At 63.3% G+C, this 16,732-nt stretch carries 15 protein-coding genes; 4 read left to right on the forward strand and 11 right to left on the reverse strand.

From position 1 onward, the window contains the following. Positions 1-58: 58 nt before the first annotated feature. The 11 genes from DYZ14_RS17770 to DYZ14_RS17820 form a co-directional block, all read right to left on the reverse strand. Complete coding sequence (locus DYZ14_RS17770) at positions 59-1,423, reverse strand: O-acetylhomoserine aminocarboxypropyltransferase/cysteine synthase family protein (protein WP_154721931.1); 1,365 nt, start codon at positions 1,421-1,423, stop codon at positions 59-61. After that, positions 1,420-1,755, reverse strand: a complete 336-nt coding sequence (locus DYZ14_RS17775; RefSeq protein WP_154721932.1) for a hypothetical protein — start codon at positions 1,753-1,755, stop codon at positions 1,420-1,422. Before DYZ14_RS17775 ends, DYZ14_RS17770 begins: the two co-directional genes overlap by 4 nt. Beyond that, positions 1,745-2,536 carry an ABC transporter ATP-binding protein gene (locus tag DYZ14_RS17780; RefSeq protein WP_154721933.1) on the reverse strand — a complete coding sequence of 264 codons (792 nt, stop codon included), beginning with the start codon at positions 2,534-2,536 and terminating at the stop codon, positions 1,745-1,747. Before DYZ14_RS17780 ends, DYZ14_RS17775 begins: the two co-directional genes overlap by 11 nt. Continuing rightward, positions 2,536-3,534: an ABC transporter permease gene (locus tag DYZ14_RS17785; protein WP_154721934.1), complete on the reverse strand. Its 999-nt coding sequence runs from the start codon at positions 3,532-3,534 to the stop codon at positions 2,536-2,538. The genes DYZ14_RS17780 and DYZ14_RS17785 overlap by 1 nt, the downstream gene beginning before the upstream one ends. 7 nt (positions 3,535-3,541) lie before the next feature. Further along, on the reverse strand, positions 3,542-4,585 hold the full coding sequence (locus tag DYZ14_RS17790; RefSeq protein ID WP_154721935.1) for an ABC transporter substrate-binding protein: 1,044 nt from the start codon (positions 4,583-4,585) through the stop codon (positions 3,542-3,544). Between the two features lie 174 nt (positions 4,586-4,759). Further along, positions 4,760-5,818 (reverse strand): isopenicillin N synthase family dioxygenase, encoded by a 1,059-nt coding sequence (locus DYZ14_RS17795; RefSeq protein WP_154721936.1) that lies wholly within the window; start codon positions 5,816-5,818, stop codon positions 4,760-4,762. Between the two features lie 92 nt (positions 5,819-5,910). After that, positions 5,911-6,603, reverse strand: a complete 693-nt coding sequence (locus DYZ14_RS17800; protein ID WP_154721937.1) for a methionine ABC transporter permease — start codon at positions 6,601-6,603, stop codon at positions 5,911-5,913. Then, a complete protein-coding gene (locus tag DYZ14_RS17805; protein ID WP_154721938.1) occupies positions 6,557-7,717 on the reverse strand; it encodes a methionine ABC transporter ATP-binding protein in 1,161 nt (386 codons plus the stop codon). The genes DYZ14_RS17800 and DYZ14_RS17805 overlap by 47 nt, the downstream gene beginning before the upstream one ends. A 1-nt stretch (position 7,718) precedes the next feature. Beyond that, positions 7,719-8,516: a MetQ/NlpA family ABC transporter substrate-binding protein gene (locus DYZ14_RS17810; RefSeq protein ID WP_154721939.1), complete on the reverse strand. Its 798-nt coding sequence runs from the start codon at positions 8,514-8,516 to the stop codon at positions 7,719-7,721. Between the two features lie 33 nt (positions 8,517-8,549). Next, on the reverse strand, positions 8,550-9,944 hold the full coding sequence (locus tag DYZ14_RS17815) for an FAD-binding oxidoreductase (RefSeq protein WP_232365580.1): 1,395 nt from the start codon (positions 9,942-9,944) through the stop codon (positions 8,550-8,552). Continuing rightward, entirely contained in the window at positions 9,941-11,116 is a 1,176-nt protein-coding gene (locus DYZ14_RS17820; protein ID WP_154721941.1) for an aminotransferase, read from the reverse strand. The genes DYZ14_RS17815 and DYZ14_RS17820 overlap by 4 nt, the downstream gene beginning before the upstream one ends. Before the next feature lie 322 nt (positions 11,117-11,438). Here DYZ14_RS17820 and DYZ14_RS17825 point away from each other — a divergent pair, with 322 nt between their 5' ends. The 4 genes from DYZ14_RS17825 (at position 11,439) to mgrA (ending at position 16,544) form a co-directional block, all read left to right on the forward strand. After that, positions 11,439-12,845, forward strand: a complete 1,407-nt coding sequence (locus DYZ14_RS17825; RefSeq protein WP_154721942.1) for an LLM class flavin-dependent oxidoreductase — start codon at positions 11,439-11,441, stop codon at positions 12,843-12,845. A gap of 33 nt (positions 12,846-12,878) precedes the next feature. After that, positions 12,879-14,147 (forward strand): SfnB family sulfur acquisition oxidoreductase, encoded by a 1,269-nt coding sequence (locus DYZ14_RS17830; protein WP_154721943.1) that lies wholly within the window; start codon positions 12,879-12,881, stop codon positions 14,145-14,147. 10 nt (positions 14,148-14,157) lie between these two features. Next, positions 14,158-15,420 (forward strand): SfnB family sulfur acquisition oxidoreductase, encoded by a 1,263-nt coding sequence (locus DYZ14_RS17835; RefSeq protein WP_154721944.1) that lies wholly within the window; start codon positions 14,158-14,160, stop codon positions 15,418-15,420. Between the two features lie 80 nt (positions 15,421-15,500). After that, a complete protein-coding gene (gene mgrA / locus DYZ14_RS17840; protein ID WP_154721945.1) occupies positions 15,501-16,544 on the forward strand; it encodes an L-glyceraldehyde 3-phosphate reductase in 1,044 nt (347 codons plus the stop codon). The last annotated feature ends 188 nt before the right edge of the window (positions 16,545-16,732 follow it).

Raw genomic sequence — 16,732 nt, forward strand, 5'->3', positions numbered from 1 at the left:
CGAAGGAGGGGCGGATGTGGGTTTCACATCCGCCCCTCCTCCTGCTTTCCAAGTTGCCTCAGGCAGCGTCGATCGCTTGGGAGAGATCGGAGATGATGTCATCGGCATGTTCGATGCCGATGGAAAGGCGAACATAGCCGGGCGTGACACCGGTCGCGAGCTGATCGTCGGCCGAAAGCTGCGAATGGGTCGTAGTCGAGGGATGGATTGCCAGCGACCGCGCGTCACCGATATTGGCGAGATGGTAGAAGAGCTCGAGCGCATCAATGAAGCGCCGGCCCGCCTCGCGGCCACCCTTAAGTTCGAAACCGATAAGCGCGCCATAGGAGCCGGACTTCAGGTACTTCGCCGCGCGCTCGCCGGCCAGTCCCGTCTGGAACTTCGGGAAGATCACGTTCGCGACCTTCGGATGGCTCTTGAGGAATTCGGCCACCTTGATGGCGTTCTCGTTGTGCTGGCGAAGACGCAGCGGCAGGGTTTCAAGGCCTTGGATCAGCTGGAAGACATTCTGCGGGCTGATTGCCGCGCCGATGTCGCGCAACAACACGGCCCGGGCCCGCAGGATATAGGGGAAGAAGCCGATAGCATCGGCCTTTTCGATCCAGGTCTTGCCCTGATAGCTCGCATCGGGCTCGTTCAGGTTGGGTTGACGATCCTTCAGGTCAGCCCAGGGGAAATTGCCGCCATCGACGATGGCGCCGCCGATCGACGTGCCGTGTCCGCCGATATATTTGGTCGCCGAATAGACGACGACCGCGGCGCCGTGTTCGAGCGGGCGGATGATGAGCGGTGCCGCAGTATTGTCGACGATGAGCGGGATCCCGAAGCGGCGACCGATGGCGGCGACTTCGCCGATCGGGAAGACTTCAAGCTTCGGATTGGGCAGCGATTCAGCGTAATAGGCGCGCGTACGGTCGTCGGTGGCACGGGCAAAGGCTTCCGGATCGGCAGCGTCGACGAAGCGGGTTTCGATGCCGAAGCTCTTCAGCGTCGCGGCAAACAGTGCCCAGGTACCGCCATAGAGGCCGGCGGCGCTGACGATGTTGTCGCCGGCGCGGGCGACATTCAGGATGGCAAATGCCGAGGCAGCCTGTCCGGACGAGACGGCCAGGGCGGCGGCACCCCCTTCGATTTCCGCAAGGCGCTGCTCGAAGGCGTCCTGGGTCGGATTGGAGACGCGACTGTAGAGATGGCCCGGCGCTTCGAGGGCGAAGAGCTTGTCGGCGCCCTCCGTGCCCGGCAGTTGATAGGACGTGGTCTGGTAGATCGGAACGGCGACGGCGCCGGTCGTCGGATCGAAGCGGAAGTTCCCGCCATGGAGCGCAAGGGTTTCCGGGTGAAGACTCTTGAAGCTCGGTGCGCCTACAGGAACCTGCGGCGTTGCCGATTGCTCGATTGTGTCGGTCGACTGTTGAATGGTCATGGTTCTACCTCCGTTGAGCGGGTTTGATCGGCGGAGCGGCTGTCCGCCTTGATCGTGACGTGGACGAGGGCGGCAATCAGCAATGCGGTACCGGCCCAAAAGGCTTCCGGCGCATACCAGCGGATGCCGAACAGATGATCGTTGGTGCAGAGCGCTTGGGCGAGGTTGCACAGAGCCGACGTCCCGGCGAGGCAGCTCGCCGCCTGGACATGGGTGATGTAGCCGCTTTCGACGACCGTGCCGAAGATCAGCCACCACCAACCGGCGGCCAGCGCCGTGATGATCAGGCCGAGTGCCCCCAGCAGCAGGGGGAGCCGCGTCTCAGACGTCATGAGCTACCCCCAACTGTTCGAGGAGCGTCTGGCGCAATTGCACCAGTTCGGCATCGTCGCGTCGGCGCGGATGCGGTTTTTCGACGGTTACCTCGGCGACGATGCGCGCCGGGCGGTCGGAAAAGACGATGACGCGGTCGGCGAGCAGGAGGGCCTCCTCGACGTCGTGGGTGACGAGCAGGGCGGTGAAGCCGGCCTGCTTCCATAGCTGAAGCAGATCCTTCTGCATCGACAGCCGCGTCAGCGAATCGAGCTTGCCGAAGGGCTCGTCGAGCAGCAGCAGTTTCGGATCGTTGACCAGCGCCCGGGCGATCGCCACGCGCTGGGCCATGCCGCCGGACAGCTGGTGCGGATAGGCGTCGGCGAAGGCTTCGAGCTTTACGAGTTTCAGCACCTCGTCCACTCGGTGCCCCTGTTCTTGCAGCACGCCGCGGGCATCAAGGCCCGTGGCGATGTTCTTGCGCACGGTCAGCCAGGGAAACAGCGTTGCCTCCTGGAAAACCAGAATGCGGTCGGGGTTCGGTCCGCCGATGGTTTCGCCGTCTTCGCGCAATTCGCCCTGGCGTGGATGTTCGAGGCCTGCCGCGAGCCGCAGCAATGTCGACTTGCCGCAGCCGGAAGGCCCAAGCAGCGCGACGAACTCGCCGGGCTGCACGGTGATTGACACGTTGTCGAGGACCGGCAGGAGGCGTTCGCCCAGATCATAGGCATGCGACACCCGGTCGATATCCAGGGCCAGGTTCTGGCTTGCCACTTCGGATTGTTGGTAAGCCAGCGCCATCAGAGGATCCCCTTCTGCCAGCCGAGAAGCCGGTTGCGGGCGACGAACAGCAGGTGCACGAGGCCGGCGCAGATCAGCGCCATGACGATCAGCGCGGCGTAGACATTGGCATAGGCCGAATAGGCGGTGTTGAACTGCAGGTACCAGCCGAGCCCGAACTTGGCCCCGAGCATTTCGGCAACGACCAGAACGGCGAATGAATAATAGAGCGCCATGAACAGGCCGACGAAGACATTGGGCAACGAGGCCGGGATCGCCACGTTGAAGATCAGGTAGCGTTTGGAGGCGCCGAGCGTGCGGGCGACGTCATAATAGGCGCGGTTGACCTGTTCGACGCCGGCGGCCGTCAAGATCGCGACGGGAATGCCGGACGCCAGGGCGACGAGGAAGATCGAGGCCTGGAAGGTGCTCGGGAAGATGAAGAAGGTGCAGGGGATCCAGGCGCTCGCCGGAACCGGGCCGATCAGCTTCAGGAGCGGCATGCCCCAATAAGAGAAGCGTTTTGACCAGCCCAGCGCCACGCCGGCGGCAAAGCCGACCACGATGCCGGAGAAGAAGCCGAGGCCCCAGAGCCGCGCAGTGTAGGCGACGCAGACGAGCAGGCGATCCCAGTCTGTCACATAGACATGCAAAAGCCCCTGCGGCGGCGAGAAGAACGGCTTTGGCAGCCAGCCGAGCTTGGCCGTCAGCAGTTCCCAAGCGGCAAGCCAGATGCCCAATGCTATGAACCACGGACCGTAGTGGACCAGGGTTCTCGCCGAACGACCAAATTGCGGGACGGCGAGGGAGAGCGCCAGGAATACGGCCGCAATGGCGCCCGTCACGATGGCGAACAGGCCGGTCGCGCCCCATGTGATGACATCGGGCAGCAGTGCCGTGATGGCGGCGGCTGTCGCCCAGGTCGCGGCGGCCAGAAGGCCGTCGCGCCACAGGAGGCTTCTGCGGGGCGTTGCAGCCCGGGACAGAAGATCGATGTCGCTTCGGGTGACCTCGCTCATGGCCGGATCACGCGAAGATGTCGATGGTGATGCGGTTGGCGATTTCCTCCGGATCGGTGGAGGCATCGGCAACGCCGGTGAGCTTCAGGTCCTCGTAGCCGATCCTGACCTCCTTCAGCAGTTCCTTGCCGAACCAGTGGTCGTGATAGGTGAAGGAGGCCAGCACTTCGGTGAGATCCTCGAGCGGCAGGCCCGGCCTCAGCGTATCAAAATACCACTTGGCCACTTCGTCCGGATGCTTGGCCGTGTACTGGTGGATTTCCAGGTTGGCCGCGGCGACGCGCTTGATGGCGTCCTTGTTGGCTTCATAGTAGTCGCCGTTGACGCCGAGCACGCAGCACACGCGGTCCTGGAAGGCGCCGGTCTGGGTGTCCGCGATCTTCACGAAGCCGTGCTGCTTTTCGTAGGAATAGGCCCAGGGGTCCATGTGCGCCACGGCATCGGCCTCGCCTTTCAACACGCCTTCAGCGACGAGGTCGAAGGGAAACACCTTCCAGGTCACGTCGGTCTCCGGGTTGAGGCCGGCCTTGGCCAGCGCCACCGAGAAGGCAACGCGCGACGGCGACATGACGTCGAACGTGCCGATCGTCTTGCCCTTGAGGTCCGTCAGCGTCTTGATGCCGGAATCGGGCTTGACGAGAACGCGCTGGCAGCCGCCGTGCGATCCGGCGAACAGCTTGACGTCGAAACCCTGTTCGATCGGCTTCAGCCAATCGTAGAGCAGTCCTGGGCCTGCTTCCGCTTTGCGGGTTGCAAGCGCCTGGATCAGCGTCTGGCCGCTGGCGCCCTGATAGAAGAGTTCCACCTCAAGGCCATGCTTAGCATAGATGCCCTTGGCAAGGCCGAAGCCCACTGGCGAATGGCAGGCGGCAACTTCCGTCCACTCAAGCTTGATCGGGATGAGGTTGCCGGCGATGGCATAGGAACCGCTGCGGCCGGCGAGAGCGCCAAAACCGGCGGCGGCCCCGGCGATGCCGGCCGTCTTGAGGAGCGTGCGGCGCGAAAACGTGCCGGATACCGGCTGAAGTGGCCTGGGAGGCGTTTTGGTCATCGGTTTGTCCCCATGGATGAGATGATGGGAACAGACTAATTGATCAATATAAAATTGATAGATTTTATAGACTAATAGAAATGCCCGAGCAGGATTTTTTTGCTCTTCTCCGCGTTACGCGCGGGCGTCCTTGCTCGGCCCCGAAGCGCAAGGACGCTCCGGGGCCGAAGTGCGTCAATAGGCGGAGGCGACGGCTTCGCCGGCGAGCTGCTCCGGCGTTAGCAGATCCGCGTGATGCGCCCGTGCGACGTCGGGATGCGACCGCAGGCGGCTCTTCAGGTGGTTCTGGCCGACTTCGCGGAAAATCGGGTTGAGCGGGTCGACGGTCACACCACGCTCTTCACGCTTCAGTTCTTCCGGCAGCGCGATGACCGGGATGGTGGCGTCGTAGCGCGAGCCGAGGAAGAAGGCGACGGAGAAACGCTCGACACCGGCGGGCGGTGCGATGACGTCGTGCACGTCCGCACGGACGAAGCCATTGGTTGCCAGTTCCAGCAGTTCACCGGTGTTGATGACGAAGGTTCCTGGAACCGGCGGAGCCTCGAGCCAGACGCCATCCTCGGTCTGGACGCGAAGGCCCGGAACCGTATCCTGCAGCAGGACGGTGACAAAGCCACCGTCCTTGTGGGCGCCGACGCCCTGATCGGTCTCAGCCACTTCACGGCCGGGATAGCGGATGATCTTCAGAAGCTGCGACGGCTGCGGCTCATAGATCTGGGCAAAGGCATCCTCTGGCTGGCCGAGGGCAACCGCGATCGCTTTTAGCACGTCGATACCGACGCGGGTGACCTCCGCCTGATAGGCGAGCAGGAGGGGTTTCAATTCCGGAAGGGCGGCTGGCCACTGGTTCGGGCCGAGCAGGCGCTTCCAGGCGGGCGTGTTTGGGCCGATCTCGACCGCCGTGCCCTCGGTATTGATGTCGAGCTGTTCGCGCCAGTCCTGCTGCCCGCGGGTGCGCTCATAGCCGGCGCGATTGTAGCCGCGGAAATGCGGCGACTTCACCATCTCGATCTCCAGCTTCTGTTCGAGCGGCAGCGCGAAGAAGCGCTTCGAGTTGGCAATCACGTCGGCGACAAGCTTGGGATCGACGCCGTGGCCGGTGAGATAGAAGAAACCGTGATCGTGCAGGATCTTGCGGAGGTCGGCGATGAAGCGCTCGCGTTCGGCGGGACCGGCATGGAAGCGCGAAATGTCGACGAGCGGCAGGTGGACCGGGAGGGTGTGTATGGTCATTTGAGTTCTCCTTATTGGGCGTCCCCCGAGCAGCCATCGGAGGATGAATTTGACAACGCCGGCGGCCACCCGTTTCCGGCGGCCGTGCGCTTTCAGCGGGATCGGCGGCTGCGGGCGATCCGGTGGTTGACGAGACGGGCGGCGAGATCGCCGGACATCTGGACGGATTGGACGATGACGACGAGGATGACGACGACAGCGACCATGACCTCGGGCATGAAGCGCTGGTAGCCGAAGCGGATCCCAAGGTCGCCCAGGCCCCCGCCGCCGACAGTGCCCGCCATGGCCGAGTAACCGATCAGGCTGACGAGAGTGACGGTCTGGCCGGCGACGATGCCGGGAAGGGCCTCGGGCAGCAGAACCTTGAAGATGATCTGCAGCGGGCTCGCCCCCATGCTTTCGGCGGCCTCGATCAGGCTTTGATCGACCTCGCGCATGGCAGCCTCGGCAAGCCGCGCAAAGAGCGGGGTGATCGCCACTGTCAGCGGAACGATGGCGGCATAGGTGCCGACCGTCGTTCCGGCGATCAGCCGGGTAAACGGAATGATAGCCACCATCAGGATGATGAACGGCGTCGAGCGCACCAGGTTGACCAGCGTGCCGATCACCTTGTTGAACAGCGGCCGCTCCAGGAACTGGCCCGACGACGTGACGACCAGCAGCACGCCGAGCGGCAGGCCGATCAGCGTCGAAAGCAAGGCTGCGACAGTCACCATGGTGACAGTATCCCGCAGTGAATCAAGAATGAGCGCGATGAGCGCCGGCGAAAGCAGACCGGACAGCATGGCCGATGACCTCTCCGTGGAGACCGAGGGAAGACAGATAGGAAAGGATGGCATCGAGCTTCGGCTCGCCGCCTTCGGCGATCAGCGTCATGATGCCGAGCGGCTTTCCCGCGATGTAATCGATGCGCCCGTGCAGGATATTGGGCCGCACCTTGAAGCGCTCGACCAGGGTCGCGACGACCGGATCATGGGCCGCAACGCCGGTGAAGGTAATGCGCAGCACGGGATCGGTTTCCGCCGTGGCGCTCTCAACCAGCCCATCCGACACCTCGGGCGGCAGGTCATGGGCGACGATGCTCGACAGGAACGAGCGGGCGATTGGCGACTTGGGAAAGGCGAAGACGTCAAAGGTCGGGCCGGTCTCGATGACCTTGCCGTGTTCGAGCACCGTCACGTGATCCGCGATCTGGCGGACCACCTCCATCTCGTGGGTGATGAGGACGACGGTGATGCCGGTGCGACGGTTGATGTCCTTGAGCAGTGCGAGAATCTGCTCTGTCGTCTCGGGATCAAGCGCCGAGGTTGCTTCGTCGGAGAGCAGAACTGTCGGTTCCAGGGCCAGTGCGCGGGCAATGCCGATGCGCTGCTTCTGGCCGCCTGAGAGTTCAACCGGATAGGAATCTGCCTTGCCGCCAAGCCCGACCAGGTCCAGCAGGGCCGGAACGCGCTGACGGATCATCTCCTTTGGCACGCCGGCGATCTCGAGCGGCAGGGCAACGTTGGCGGCGGCCGTCCGCGACGACAGGAGGCTGAAATGCTGGAAGATCATGGCGATGTCGCGCCGCGCCCTGCGCAGCTCCGCACCCTTCAGGGCGCTGATCTCGCGGCCGGATACGGTGATCCGGCCGAAAGTGGGGGATACGAGACCATTCAGACACCGCACGAGCGTGCTCTTGCCCGCCCCGGACCGGCCGATGATGCCGTGGACCGAACCTTCTTCGACGACGATGGAGACGTCATCGAGAACCGGGCCGGCCTTCAGGTCATAGACCTTGGTCAGCGACTGGACCTCGATGATCGGTCGGGCGGCAGCGGGTGCGGATTGCACCACATCTGCCAGCTCGGATTGGGCGGGCAGGGACAAGCCCGGCCCTGTGCGTGCCAGAAGGCTCATCTTACCAACCTGCGATGACGTTACCTTCGAACGTCTTTTCGATGGCGGCCTTCACTTCCGGCGACTTGTAGGCCTCGACCAGGGTCTTCACCCACGGGGCATCCTTGTTCTTGTCGGCCACGGCGATCAGGCAGAAATATTCAGACAGCTGGTCTTCGATCAGCAGGCCGTCCTTCTTCGGGTTGAGTCCGGCGGAAAGGGCGAAATGCGAGGTGATGACCGAGAAATCGACGTCTTCCAGCGACCTCGGCAGCTGCGCGGTCTCCATCGGGATGATCTTGATGTTCTTCGGGTTCTCGATGATGTCGAGTTCTGTGGCCTGGAAGGTGACGCCCGGCGTCAGCTTGATCACGCCGCCGGCTTCGAGAAGCTTGAGCGCACGGCCGCCGTTGGACGGATCGTTCGGGATCGACACCTGAGCGCCATCCGGCAGGTCGGCGAGCGACTTGAATTTCTTGGAATAGCCAGCCATCGGCAGCAGGACGGTTTTGCCGGCGACGGACACGAGGTTGAGGCCGCGGTCCTTATTCTGCCGCTCGAGATAGGGCGTGTGCTGGAAACCGTTGGCATCAAGGTCACCGTCATTGGTGGCCGGGTCGATCAGCGCTCCATCGGAGAATTCGACGACCTGGACATCCAGGCCCTTGGCCTTGGCCACCGGAACCAGTGCCTCGGCGATCTGGGCGTGCGGACCGGCGGTGACGCCGAACTTAATGGTTTCGGCGAAGGCCGGGGCATGGGCGGCGATCAACAGGGCGATGGCCGATACGGTTCCGGCGATCAGGGAGGGAGTACGCATGCGATGTCTTTCCTTTTCGAGATGCGAGGCGGTTCAGGTGTGGGAGAGGTCCGGCAGGACCTTTCCGGGATTGAGAATTCCCAGCGGATCGAGCGTCTGCTTCAGCGAGCGCATCAGCGCGACGGCAGCGGCGCCATGCTCGGCGAGCTGGAATTTTCGCTTGCCGAGACCGACGCCGTGCTCGCCGCTTGCCGTGCCGCCGGCCTCGAGAGCACGTGTCACGATGCGGTCCGCGAGTTCCGCGACGGCGTGCTCTTCCTCGGGCAGGTGGATGAAGACGCAGTGGAAATTGCCGTCGTCGACATGGCCGACGATATGGGCCGGAATCTGCGAGCGGGCGACATCTTCACGGGTCGCCAGGATCACTTCGGCGAGCCTTGAGATCGGTACGCAGACATCGCTCGGCCAGGACTGCGATCCGGGTCGCTCAGCTTTCGCCCAGGAAAGACAATCGCGGCGGGTTTCCCAAAGGGCTGTCGTTTGCTCGCCAGGTCTCGGCCACTGAAGCCCGCCGCCGCCGTTTTCCGTGATGATCTCGGAAACGGTCCCGGAGACGGAGGCAATTTCGGAGGGAGAGGCGTGGAATTCGAAGAACAGGGTCGGCAGGGGGGCAAGGCGCATGGCGCCGCGGCGGTTGATGACCTCGACCAGAGACGCATCGAGAAGCTCGACGCGGCCGATGGCAAGGCCGGCGCGCTTGATGTCGGTGACCGCATTGACCGCACCGGCCAGCGTCTCGAACCCGGCATGGGCCGAGACCGCATCCGGAATGGGATGGAGCCGGAGCGTCACGTCCGTGATGATGCCGAGGGTGCCTTCCGAGCCGACGAAGAGACGGGTGAGATCATAGCCGGAGGAGGATTTGCGGGCCAGCGAACCGGTCTTGACGATGTTGCCATCGGCGGTAACCACGGTCAGGCCGAGGACGTTTTCCCGCATGACGCCATAGCGCAGGGCATTGGTACCGCTGGCTCCCGTCGAGGCCATGCCGCCGATCGTGGCATTGGCGCCGGGATCGACGGGAAAGAACAGGCCCGTGTCGCGCAGCGCCCTGTTGAGGTCGAGCCGGCGGACGCCGGCGCCGACGCGGGCGATCATGTCGTCGGCGCGAACTTCGAATATCTCGGAGAGTTCGGACGTGTCGAGCGAGATGCCGCCGAATTGCGGAATGGCGCCACCCTCAAGGCCGGAACCGGCGCCGAAGGGTGTGATCGGCACGCGGTTACGGGCTGCGATCCGCACAATGTCGGCGACCTCCTCCGTCGTCCTTGGATGCACGACGATGTCCGGCTCGTGACCTTCGTGATGGCTCTCGTCGCTGGCATGCAGGCGGCGCGCCGACTTGCCGGTCGTCACCGAGGCTGGATAACGCGCTTCGAGCGCGGCGATCGCCGCGCCAATGTCGGGTGGCGTCTCGCGGCGGGTCACGATGCCGCCCTCCAACCCTCTTTTTCGCGCCATTGGCGAAGCCGTTCGATCGCGGTGAGGATCGTCTCCTCCGTCTTGGCGAAGCAGAACCGCACATGGCTCTTGACGTCGCGGTCGCCATAGAAGGAGGAGACGGGCACAGGGGTGACGCCGGCCTCGAGTGTGAGGCGGCGGCAGAAGGCCAGATCGTCGCCGTCGGGATCGAGCGGGCCGATATCGGCGACGGCGAAATAGGTTGCCGGCACATCGGCGACATCGAAGCCCGCGTCCCGCAATCCGCGCACCAGCAGATCCCGGCGTGCGCCAAGTGTCCGGCGCAGGTCGGAAAAGTAGTCATCCGGCAGCGTCAGCCCGACCGCGACCGCCGCCTGAAGCGCCGGCGGCGTGGTGAAAGTGACATACTGATGCGCGCGGGCGATCGGCTGTAACAGTCCGGCACTTGACGTGACGTAACCGACCTTCCATCCCGTGACCGAGAAGCTCTTGCCTGCCGAGCCGATGCGCACCACCCGGTCGCGGATTGCATCGACGCCAAACAGCGAATGGAACGGGCGGTAGTCGAAGACAAGGTGCTCATAGACTTCGTCGGCGACGATGATGAGATCATGGGCGATTGCCAGGTCGGCGAGGAAGGACAATTCCTCAGGATCGAAGATCTTGCCGATCGGGTTCATCGGCGTGTTCACGACGATGAGCCGGGTGCGCGCCGTGATGGCCTTGACCAGGGCTTCGCGCGGCAGCTCCCAGTGCGGGGGCGTCAGCCGGACGGGAACGACCTTTGCGCCTGCACGACGGATCAGCGTGGCATAGGCATCATAGACCGGTTCGAAAACGATCACCTCGTCGCCCTGATCGAGAAGGGCGAAGAAGGTGTCCGCCAGGGCTTCGGTCGCCCCCGAGGTGACGAGCACCTCGCTTTGCCAATCCACGTCGAGATCGAGAAAGCGCTTTGCGTTTTCTGCGACCGCCCGGCGAAGCGCGGGCAGACCCATCATCGGCGGATACTGGTGTGGGCCGTCGCGCAGGGCCTGAACCGCGGCCTCGATCAGCGGCGCGGGTTCGAAACCCTCCGGGAAACCCTGCCCAAGATTGATTGCGCCTGTCTCCGTCGCAAGACGTGACATGGATTCGAAGATCGACGTGCCTGTTTGTCCGAAGATCGAATTGACCATGTTCTGCCTGCTCCAACGATGTCGTCTCGACACTTGGTAGACAGTATAATCTATCTATTATATCGACAAAGTATGTTTTATCGTTCCGAAGGGCGCAGGCGAAATGCTTTTGCCGAATTGTCACGGATCGGCAGCGCACCGCACTCCACTCGCGTCTCGACGCCGCCAGGTCGACCTTGCCGGGACAGAGCGGTTTTCCGCAAATGCCGCTTTCGGGGAAAAACGTTCCCCCGAATAATTGATAAAAAATATAGAATAACTGGCTTTCTCCCCGCGCTCTGCGATGCTGCTCGCACACTGAGACCGATTGAGGAGCCTTTCGATGAGCAGGACCATTCACTTCAACGCGTTCGACATGAACTGCGTTGGTCATCAATCGCCGGGGCTCTGGGCACATCCGCGCGACAGGTCGTGGAAATACAAGGACCTGGACTATTGGCAGGATCTTGCCCGCACGCTCGAAAGCGGCATTTTCGATGGCATCTTCATCGCCGACGTCGTCGGATATTACGATGTCTACAAGGGCGACAATTACCACGCGATCCATCAAGCGGCGCAGATCCCGGTCAATGATCCACTGCAGCTGGCCGCGCCGATTGCGCTTGCAACCGAGCATCTCGGCATCGGCATCACGGCGTCCACTTCGTTCGAACACCCCTACACCTTCGCACGTCGGCTGGCGACCGCCGACCACCATACCAAAGGCCGTGTCGGCTGGAACATCGTCACTTCCTACCTGGAGAGTGGCGCGAAGAATATCGGCCAGGCCGGGCTGCAGCGTCACGACAACCGCTACGACATCGCCAACGAGTATCTTGAGGTAATCTACAAGCTGCTCGAAGGCTCCTGGGAAGACGGGGCGGTGGTGCGCGACCGCGACAACCGCGTCTTCACGCTGCCGGAAAAGGTCCATGAGATCGGCCACAAGGGCAAATATTTCGACGTTCCGGGCTATGGCCTGACCGAGCCGTCGCCGCAACGCACGCCGGTTCTTTACCAGGCGGGCGCATCGGGGGCCGGCAAGAAGTTTGCGGCCGAGCACGCCGAATGTGTCTTCGTTGCCGCCCAGACCAAGACCATCCTGCGCAACTACGTCGCCGACGTCCGCCAGCGGGCCGTTGCCGCGGGCCGCGCGCCGGACAGCTTGAAGATCTACAACCTCCTGACGGTGATCATCGATGAGACCGACGAAAAGGCGCGCGCCAAGTTCCGGGAATATCTCGACTACGTCTCCTATGACGGTTCGCTGGTCTTCATGTCCGGCTGGACCGGCATCGATTTCTCGCAGTACCGTCCGGACGACCTGGTCACGAAGGTGGAGACCAACGCGATCCATTCCGCGGTCGAGAGCCTGTCGGAGGGAGATCCCAACAAGCGCTGGACCATCCGCGAACTCGCCGAATGGGGCGGCATCGGCGGCATGGGCCCGGTGATCGTCGGTTCGGCTGCGACCGTTGCAGACGAGCTGCAGCAATGGGTCGAGGAAACCGGCGTCGACGGCTTCAATCTCGCCTATGCGGTCACCCCGGAAACCTTCGAGAACATCGTCGGCTATCTCGTGCCCGAGCTGCAGAAGCGCGGCGTCTATCCCACCGAATACCGTCCCGGCACCTTGCGCGAAAAGCTGTTCGGCCTTGGCGCTCGGCTCGAGGCCCCGCATCCGGGCGCCCGTTACCGCGACATCGAGGCAATCAAGCGCAGCGAAGCTTTGCGCCCGACCGGCAGCTGATTTCTCTCTCCCCTTTTCAATGAGGATATGACCATGGGTACGCTTCCCGAAACCAAGATCGACCATTCCATCCATCCGCGCGTCAACTCCACCGATCCGGTGGCGCCCCGGCCGCGGCCCGCAACGCCGGCGCATGTCATCAAGACAGACGCCGAAGCCATCGAGATCGCCGAGCGGCTTGCCGAAAGGTTCAAGGTCGGCGCGGCCCTGCGCGATCGCGAGGGCCTGCTGCCGATCGTCGAACTCGATGAATACTCCCAGAGCGGGCTGTGGAGCATCAATGTGCCGAAGGCCTATGGCGGACCGGGCGTCTCCTACGCCACGCTTGCCAAGGTGATCGAGACCATTGCGGCCGCCGATCCGGCGATCGCCCAGATCACCCAGAACCATCTGGCGATCGTCGGCACGATCGATCTCGACGGAAGCGACGAGCAGAAGCGCGACCTCTTTGCGCTGGCGCTCTCGGGCATCCGTTTCGGCAACGCGTTTTCCGAGCTGAAGAGCAAAAACGTTGCCGCCTTCGAAACCCGTGTCCGGTTCGAGGGCGACGAGGCCGTGGTCAACGGCGAGAAATTCTATACCACCGGGGCGCTTCTCGCCCATGTCGTGCCGATCGTCGCCGTCACCGAGGATGGGCAGGCCTATTTGGTGTTCGCCGACCGCGACGCCCCGGGTTTGACGGTGACCAACAACTGGTCGAGCTTCGGCCAACGCACCACCGCTTCGGGTGGTGTGCGGATCGCGGATGTGAGGGTGCCGAAGGCCCGCGCGCTGCACGTCACCTCCTTCGAGCATCCGACAATCGCCGGTCCGGTCTCGCAGATCATCCAGTCGGCGATCGATCTCGGCATCGCCCGTGGTGCGATCGAGGACACCATCGCCTTCGTCAGGACCCAGAGCCGCCCCTGGATCGACAGCGGCAAGGAAACCGCCGGTGAGGACCTCTTCACCATCGCCGCAATCGGCGATCTGCAGATCAAGCTTCATGCCGCCGAGGCTCTGCTGGAGATCGCCGGACGTGCGATCGACGTCGCTGGCGCCGATCCGAACGAGGAAACAGTCTCCGAGGCCACGATCAAGACCGCTGAATCCAAGGTGCTGACCACCGAGATCGCCATCCTCGCGACCAACAAGCTGTTCGAACTGGCCGGCACCCGCTCGACGCTGGCCGAGCACGGCCTCGACCGTCACTGGCGCAATGCCCGCGTGCACACCCTGCACGATCCGGTGCGCTGGAAGTTCTACCATGTCGGCAATTACTACCTGAACGGCGTCAATCCGCCGCGCCATGCCTGGAATTGAGGCCGGATCGATGAGCCAGAACGACAGAAATCTGCACCGGGAGGCCGCGCTGACCGCCGGCCGCCCGGCACCCCACATCCCGCCGCGGCAAAAGAAGGCGCACCGCATCAAGGGCGATGCGGAAGCCGTCGCCGTAGCGCGCGAACTCGCGCGGGAATTTGCCGCCGGCGCCGTTGCCCGCGATCGTGAGCGGCGGCTGCCGATTGCAGAGATCGAGCGTTTTTCCCAAGCGGGTCTCTGGGCGATCACCGTGCCGAAGGAATACGGCGGCGCCGGCGTCTCCGCCGTCACGCTGGCCGAGGTGACGGCGATCATCTCGGCCGCCGACTCCTCGATCGGCCAGATCCCGCAGAACCACTTCTACATGGTGGAGGCCTTGCGGCTCGCCGGGACAGAGGAGCAGAAGCGACACTATTTCGCGCGCATTCTCGATGGCGACCGGCTGGGCAACGCCTTCACGGAAATCGGCACCAGGACGCCGGTCGACTACAAGACCATTTTTGTGAAGCGCGACGGCAAGCTTCGGCTCAACGGCCAGAAATTTTACGCGACCGGTTCGCTATTCGCCCACATCATCGTGGCGGTCGCCAAGGATGATACCGGTCGGGTGCATATTGTGTTCATCGACCGAGCCACTCCGGGTCTGGACCTGGTTGATGATTGGTCATCCTTCGGCCAGCGGTCGACCGGCAGCGGCACAGTCACTTTCGACGATGTCGAGATCACGCCGTTCCAGGTCGTCGACCACGACGTCGTCTTCGAAAAGCCGACGCCGATGGGGCCGTTCGCCCAGATCATTCATTCGGCCGTGCAGGTGGGCCTTGCCCGCGGTGCACTTGCCGAAGCGATCTCTTACATAAGGGCCTATGCACGACCGTTCTTCGAGCTCTCGATCGAGCACGGCTACGAGGATGCCCATTCGATTCACCAGATCGGCGACGTGTCTATTCGGGTTCATGCAGCCGATGCACTGCTGGCGCGGGCAGGGCGGCTGCTTGATCTCGCGACGGCTGATCCGACCGAGAACACGGTGGCCGAAGCCTCGATCGCGGTTGCCGAGGTCAAGGCGCTTGGAACCGAAGTGGCGCAACTGGCGGCGACCAAGCTGATCGAGCTTGGCGGTGCACGCTCGACGCTCGAAAGCTATGGCCTTGATCGCTTCTGGCGCAATGCCCGCACCCACTCGCTACACGACCCGGTCCGGTGGAAATATCACCATATCGGCAACTACTACCTCAACGGCATCCTGCCGCCGAGGCATGGTGCCCTTTAATTCAGGGCAAGCCCAACTTGCCGGACACAGGCCTGCAAAAGAGCCTGTGTCCGGTCTTTTTCATTCAATGGAAACACCAGATGACCTACTTTCCTGCCTCCGACCGCTATGACAATGCCGCCTTTCGCCGTGTCGGCCGAAGCGGCCTCAAGCTGCCGGCGATCTCGCTCGGCCTCTGGCACAATTTTGGCGACACGACACCGATCGAAACGCAGCGGTCAGTCCTGTTCAAGGCCTTCGATCTCGGCATCACCCATTTCGATCTCGCCAACAATTACGGGCCGCCGGCCGGCAGCGCAGAGATCAATTTCGGCCGCATCTTGAAAGAGGATCTGGCTGGCCATCGCGACGAGCTGATCATCTCGACCAAGGCCGGCTGGGACATGTGGCCGGGGCCTTATGGGCGGGGCGGCGGCTCGCGAAAGGCAGTGTTGTCCAGCCTCGATCAGAGCCTGAAGCGCCTCGGTGTCGACTATGTCGATATCTTCTATTCGCACCGCTTCGATGCCGACACGCCGCTGGACGAAACGGCCTCGGCGCTCGCATTCGCGGTCGAGCAGGGCAAGGCGCTCTATGTCGGCATCTCGTCCTATTCCGGCAACAAGACGCGCGAGATCGCCACGCTGTTGGCGGAGCGGGGCGTGCCGTTGCTGATCAACCAGCCGTCCTACAACCTGTTCAACCGCTGGATCGAAAAGGACCTGCTGAAGGCGACCGACGAGGTCGGCGCCGGCGTCATCGCTTTCACGCCTTTGGCTCAGGGACTGCTCACCGACAAATACTTGAACGGCATCCCCGACGATGCCCGCGTCAACCGCCCGGGCGGCGGCTTCCTGCGGCCGGACCACCTGAGGGAAGAGAATATCGTGCGGGCTCGCGCGCTCAACGACATCGCCGCCCGCCGTGGCCAATCGCTGGCCCAACTGGCGCTGGCCTGGGTGCTTCGCGATTCGCGCGTCACCTCGGCCCTGATCGGCGCAAGCTCGGCCCGGCAGGTCGAGGAGAATGTCGCGGCGCTGAACAATTTGTTGTTCACCACGGAAGAACTCGTCGAGATCGACCGCTACGCGGTCGAGGGCGGCGTCAACCTCTGGGAAAAGCCGTCGCACGACCAGGCGGTCTGAGCGGCGGCTTATGTGCTTTGAGACCACCGTCGACTGCCGGAAAAGGCGGCTGCAACCGCCTCTTTGGCAGATTAAGGCTAAAACAGAATGCTCTGCTCACTGCAACTGACAGAAAACCGGATGTGCATATTGGTGGCACCGCCCTTCTGATTTTGCGCCGGGAGTGCCCCAAGGGAACCAGTTTTGCG

It is taken from the genome of Ciceribacter sp. T2.26MG-112.2, assembly GCF_900492205.1.
Taxonomy (GTDB): Bacteria; Pseudomonadota; Alphaproteobacteria; order Rhizobiales; family Rhizobiaceae; genus Allorhizobium; species Allorhizobium naphthalenivorans_A.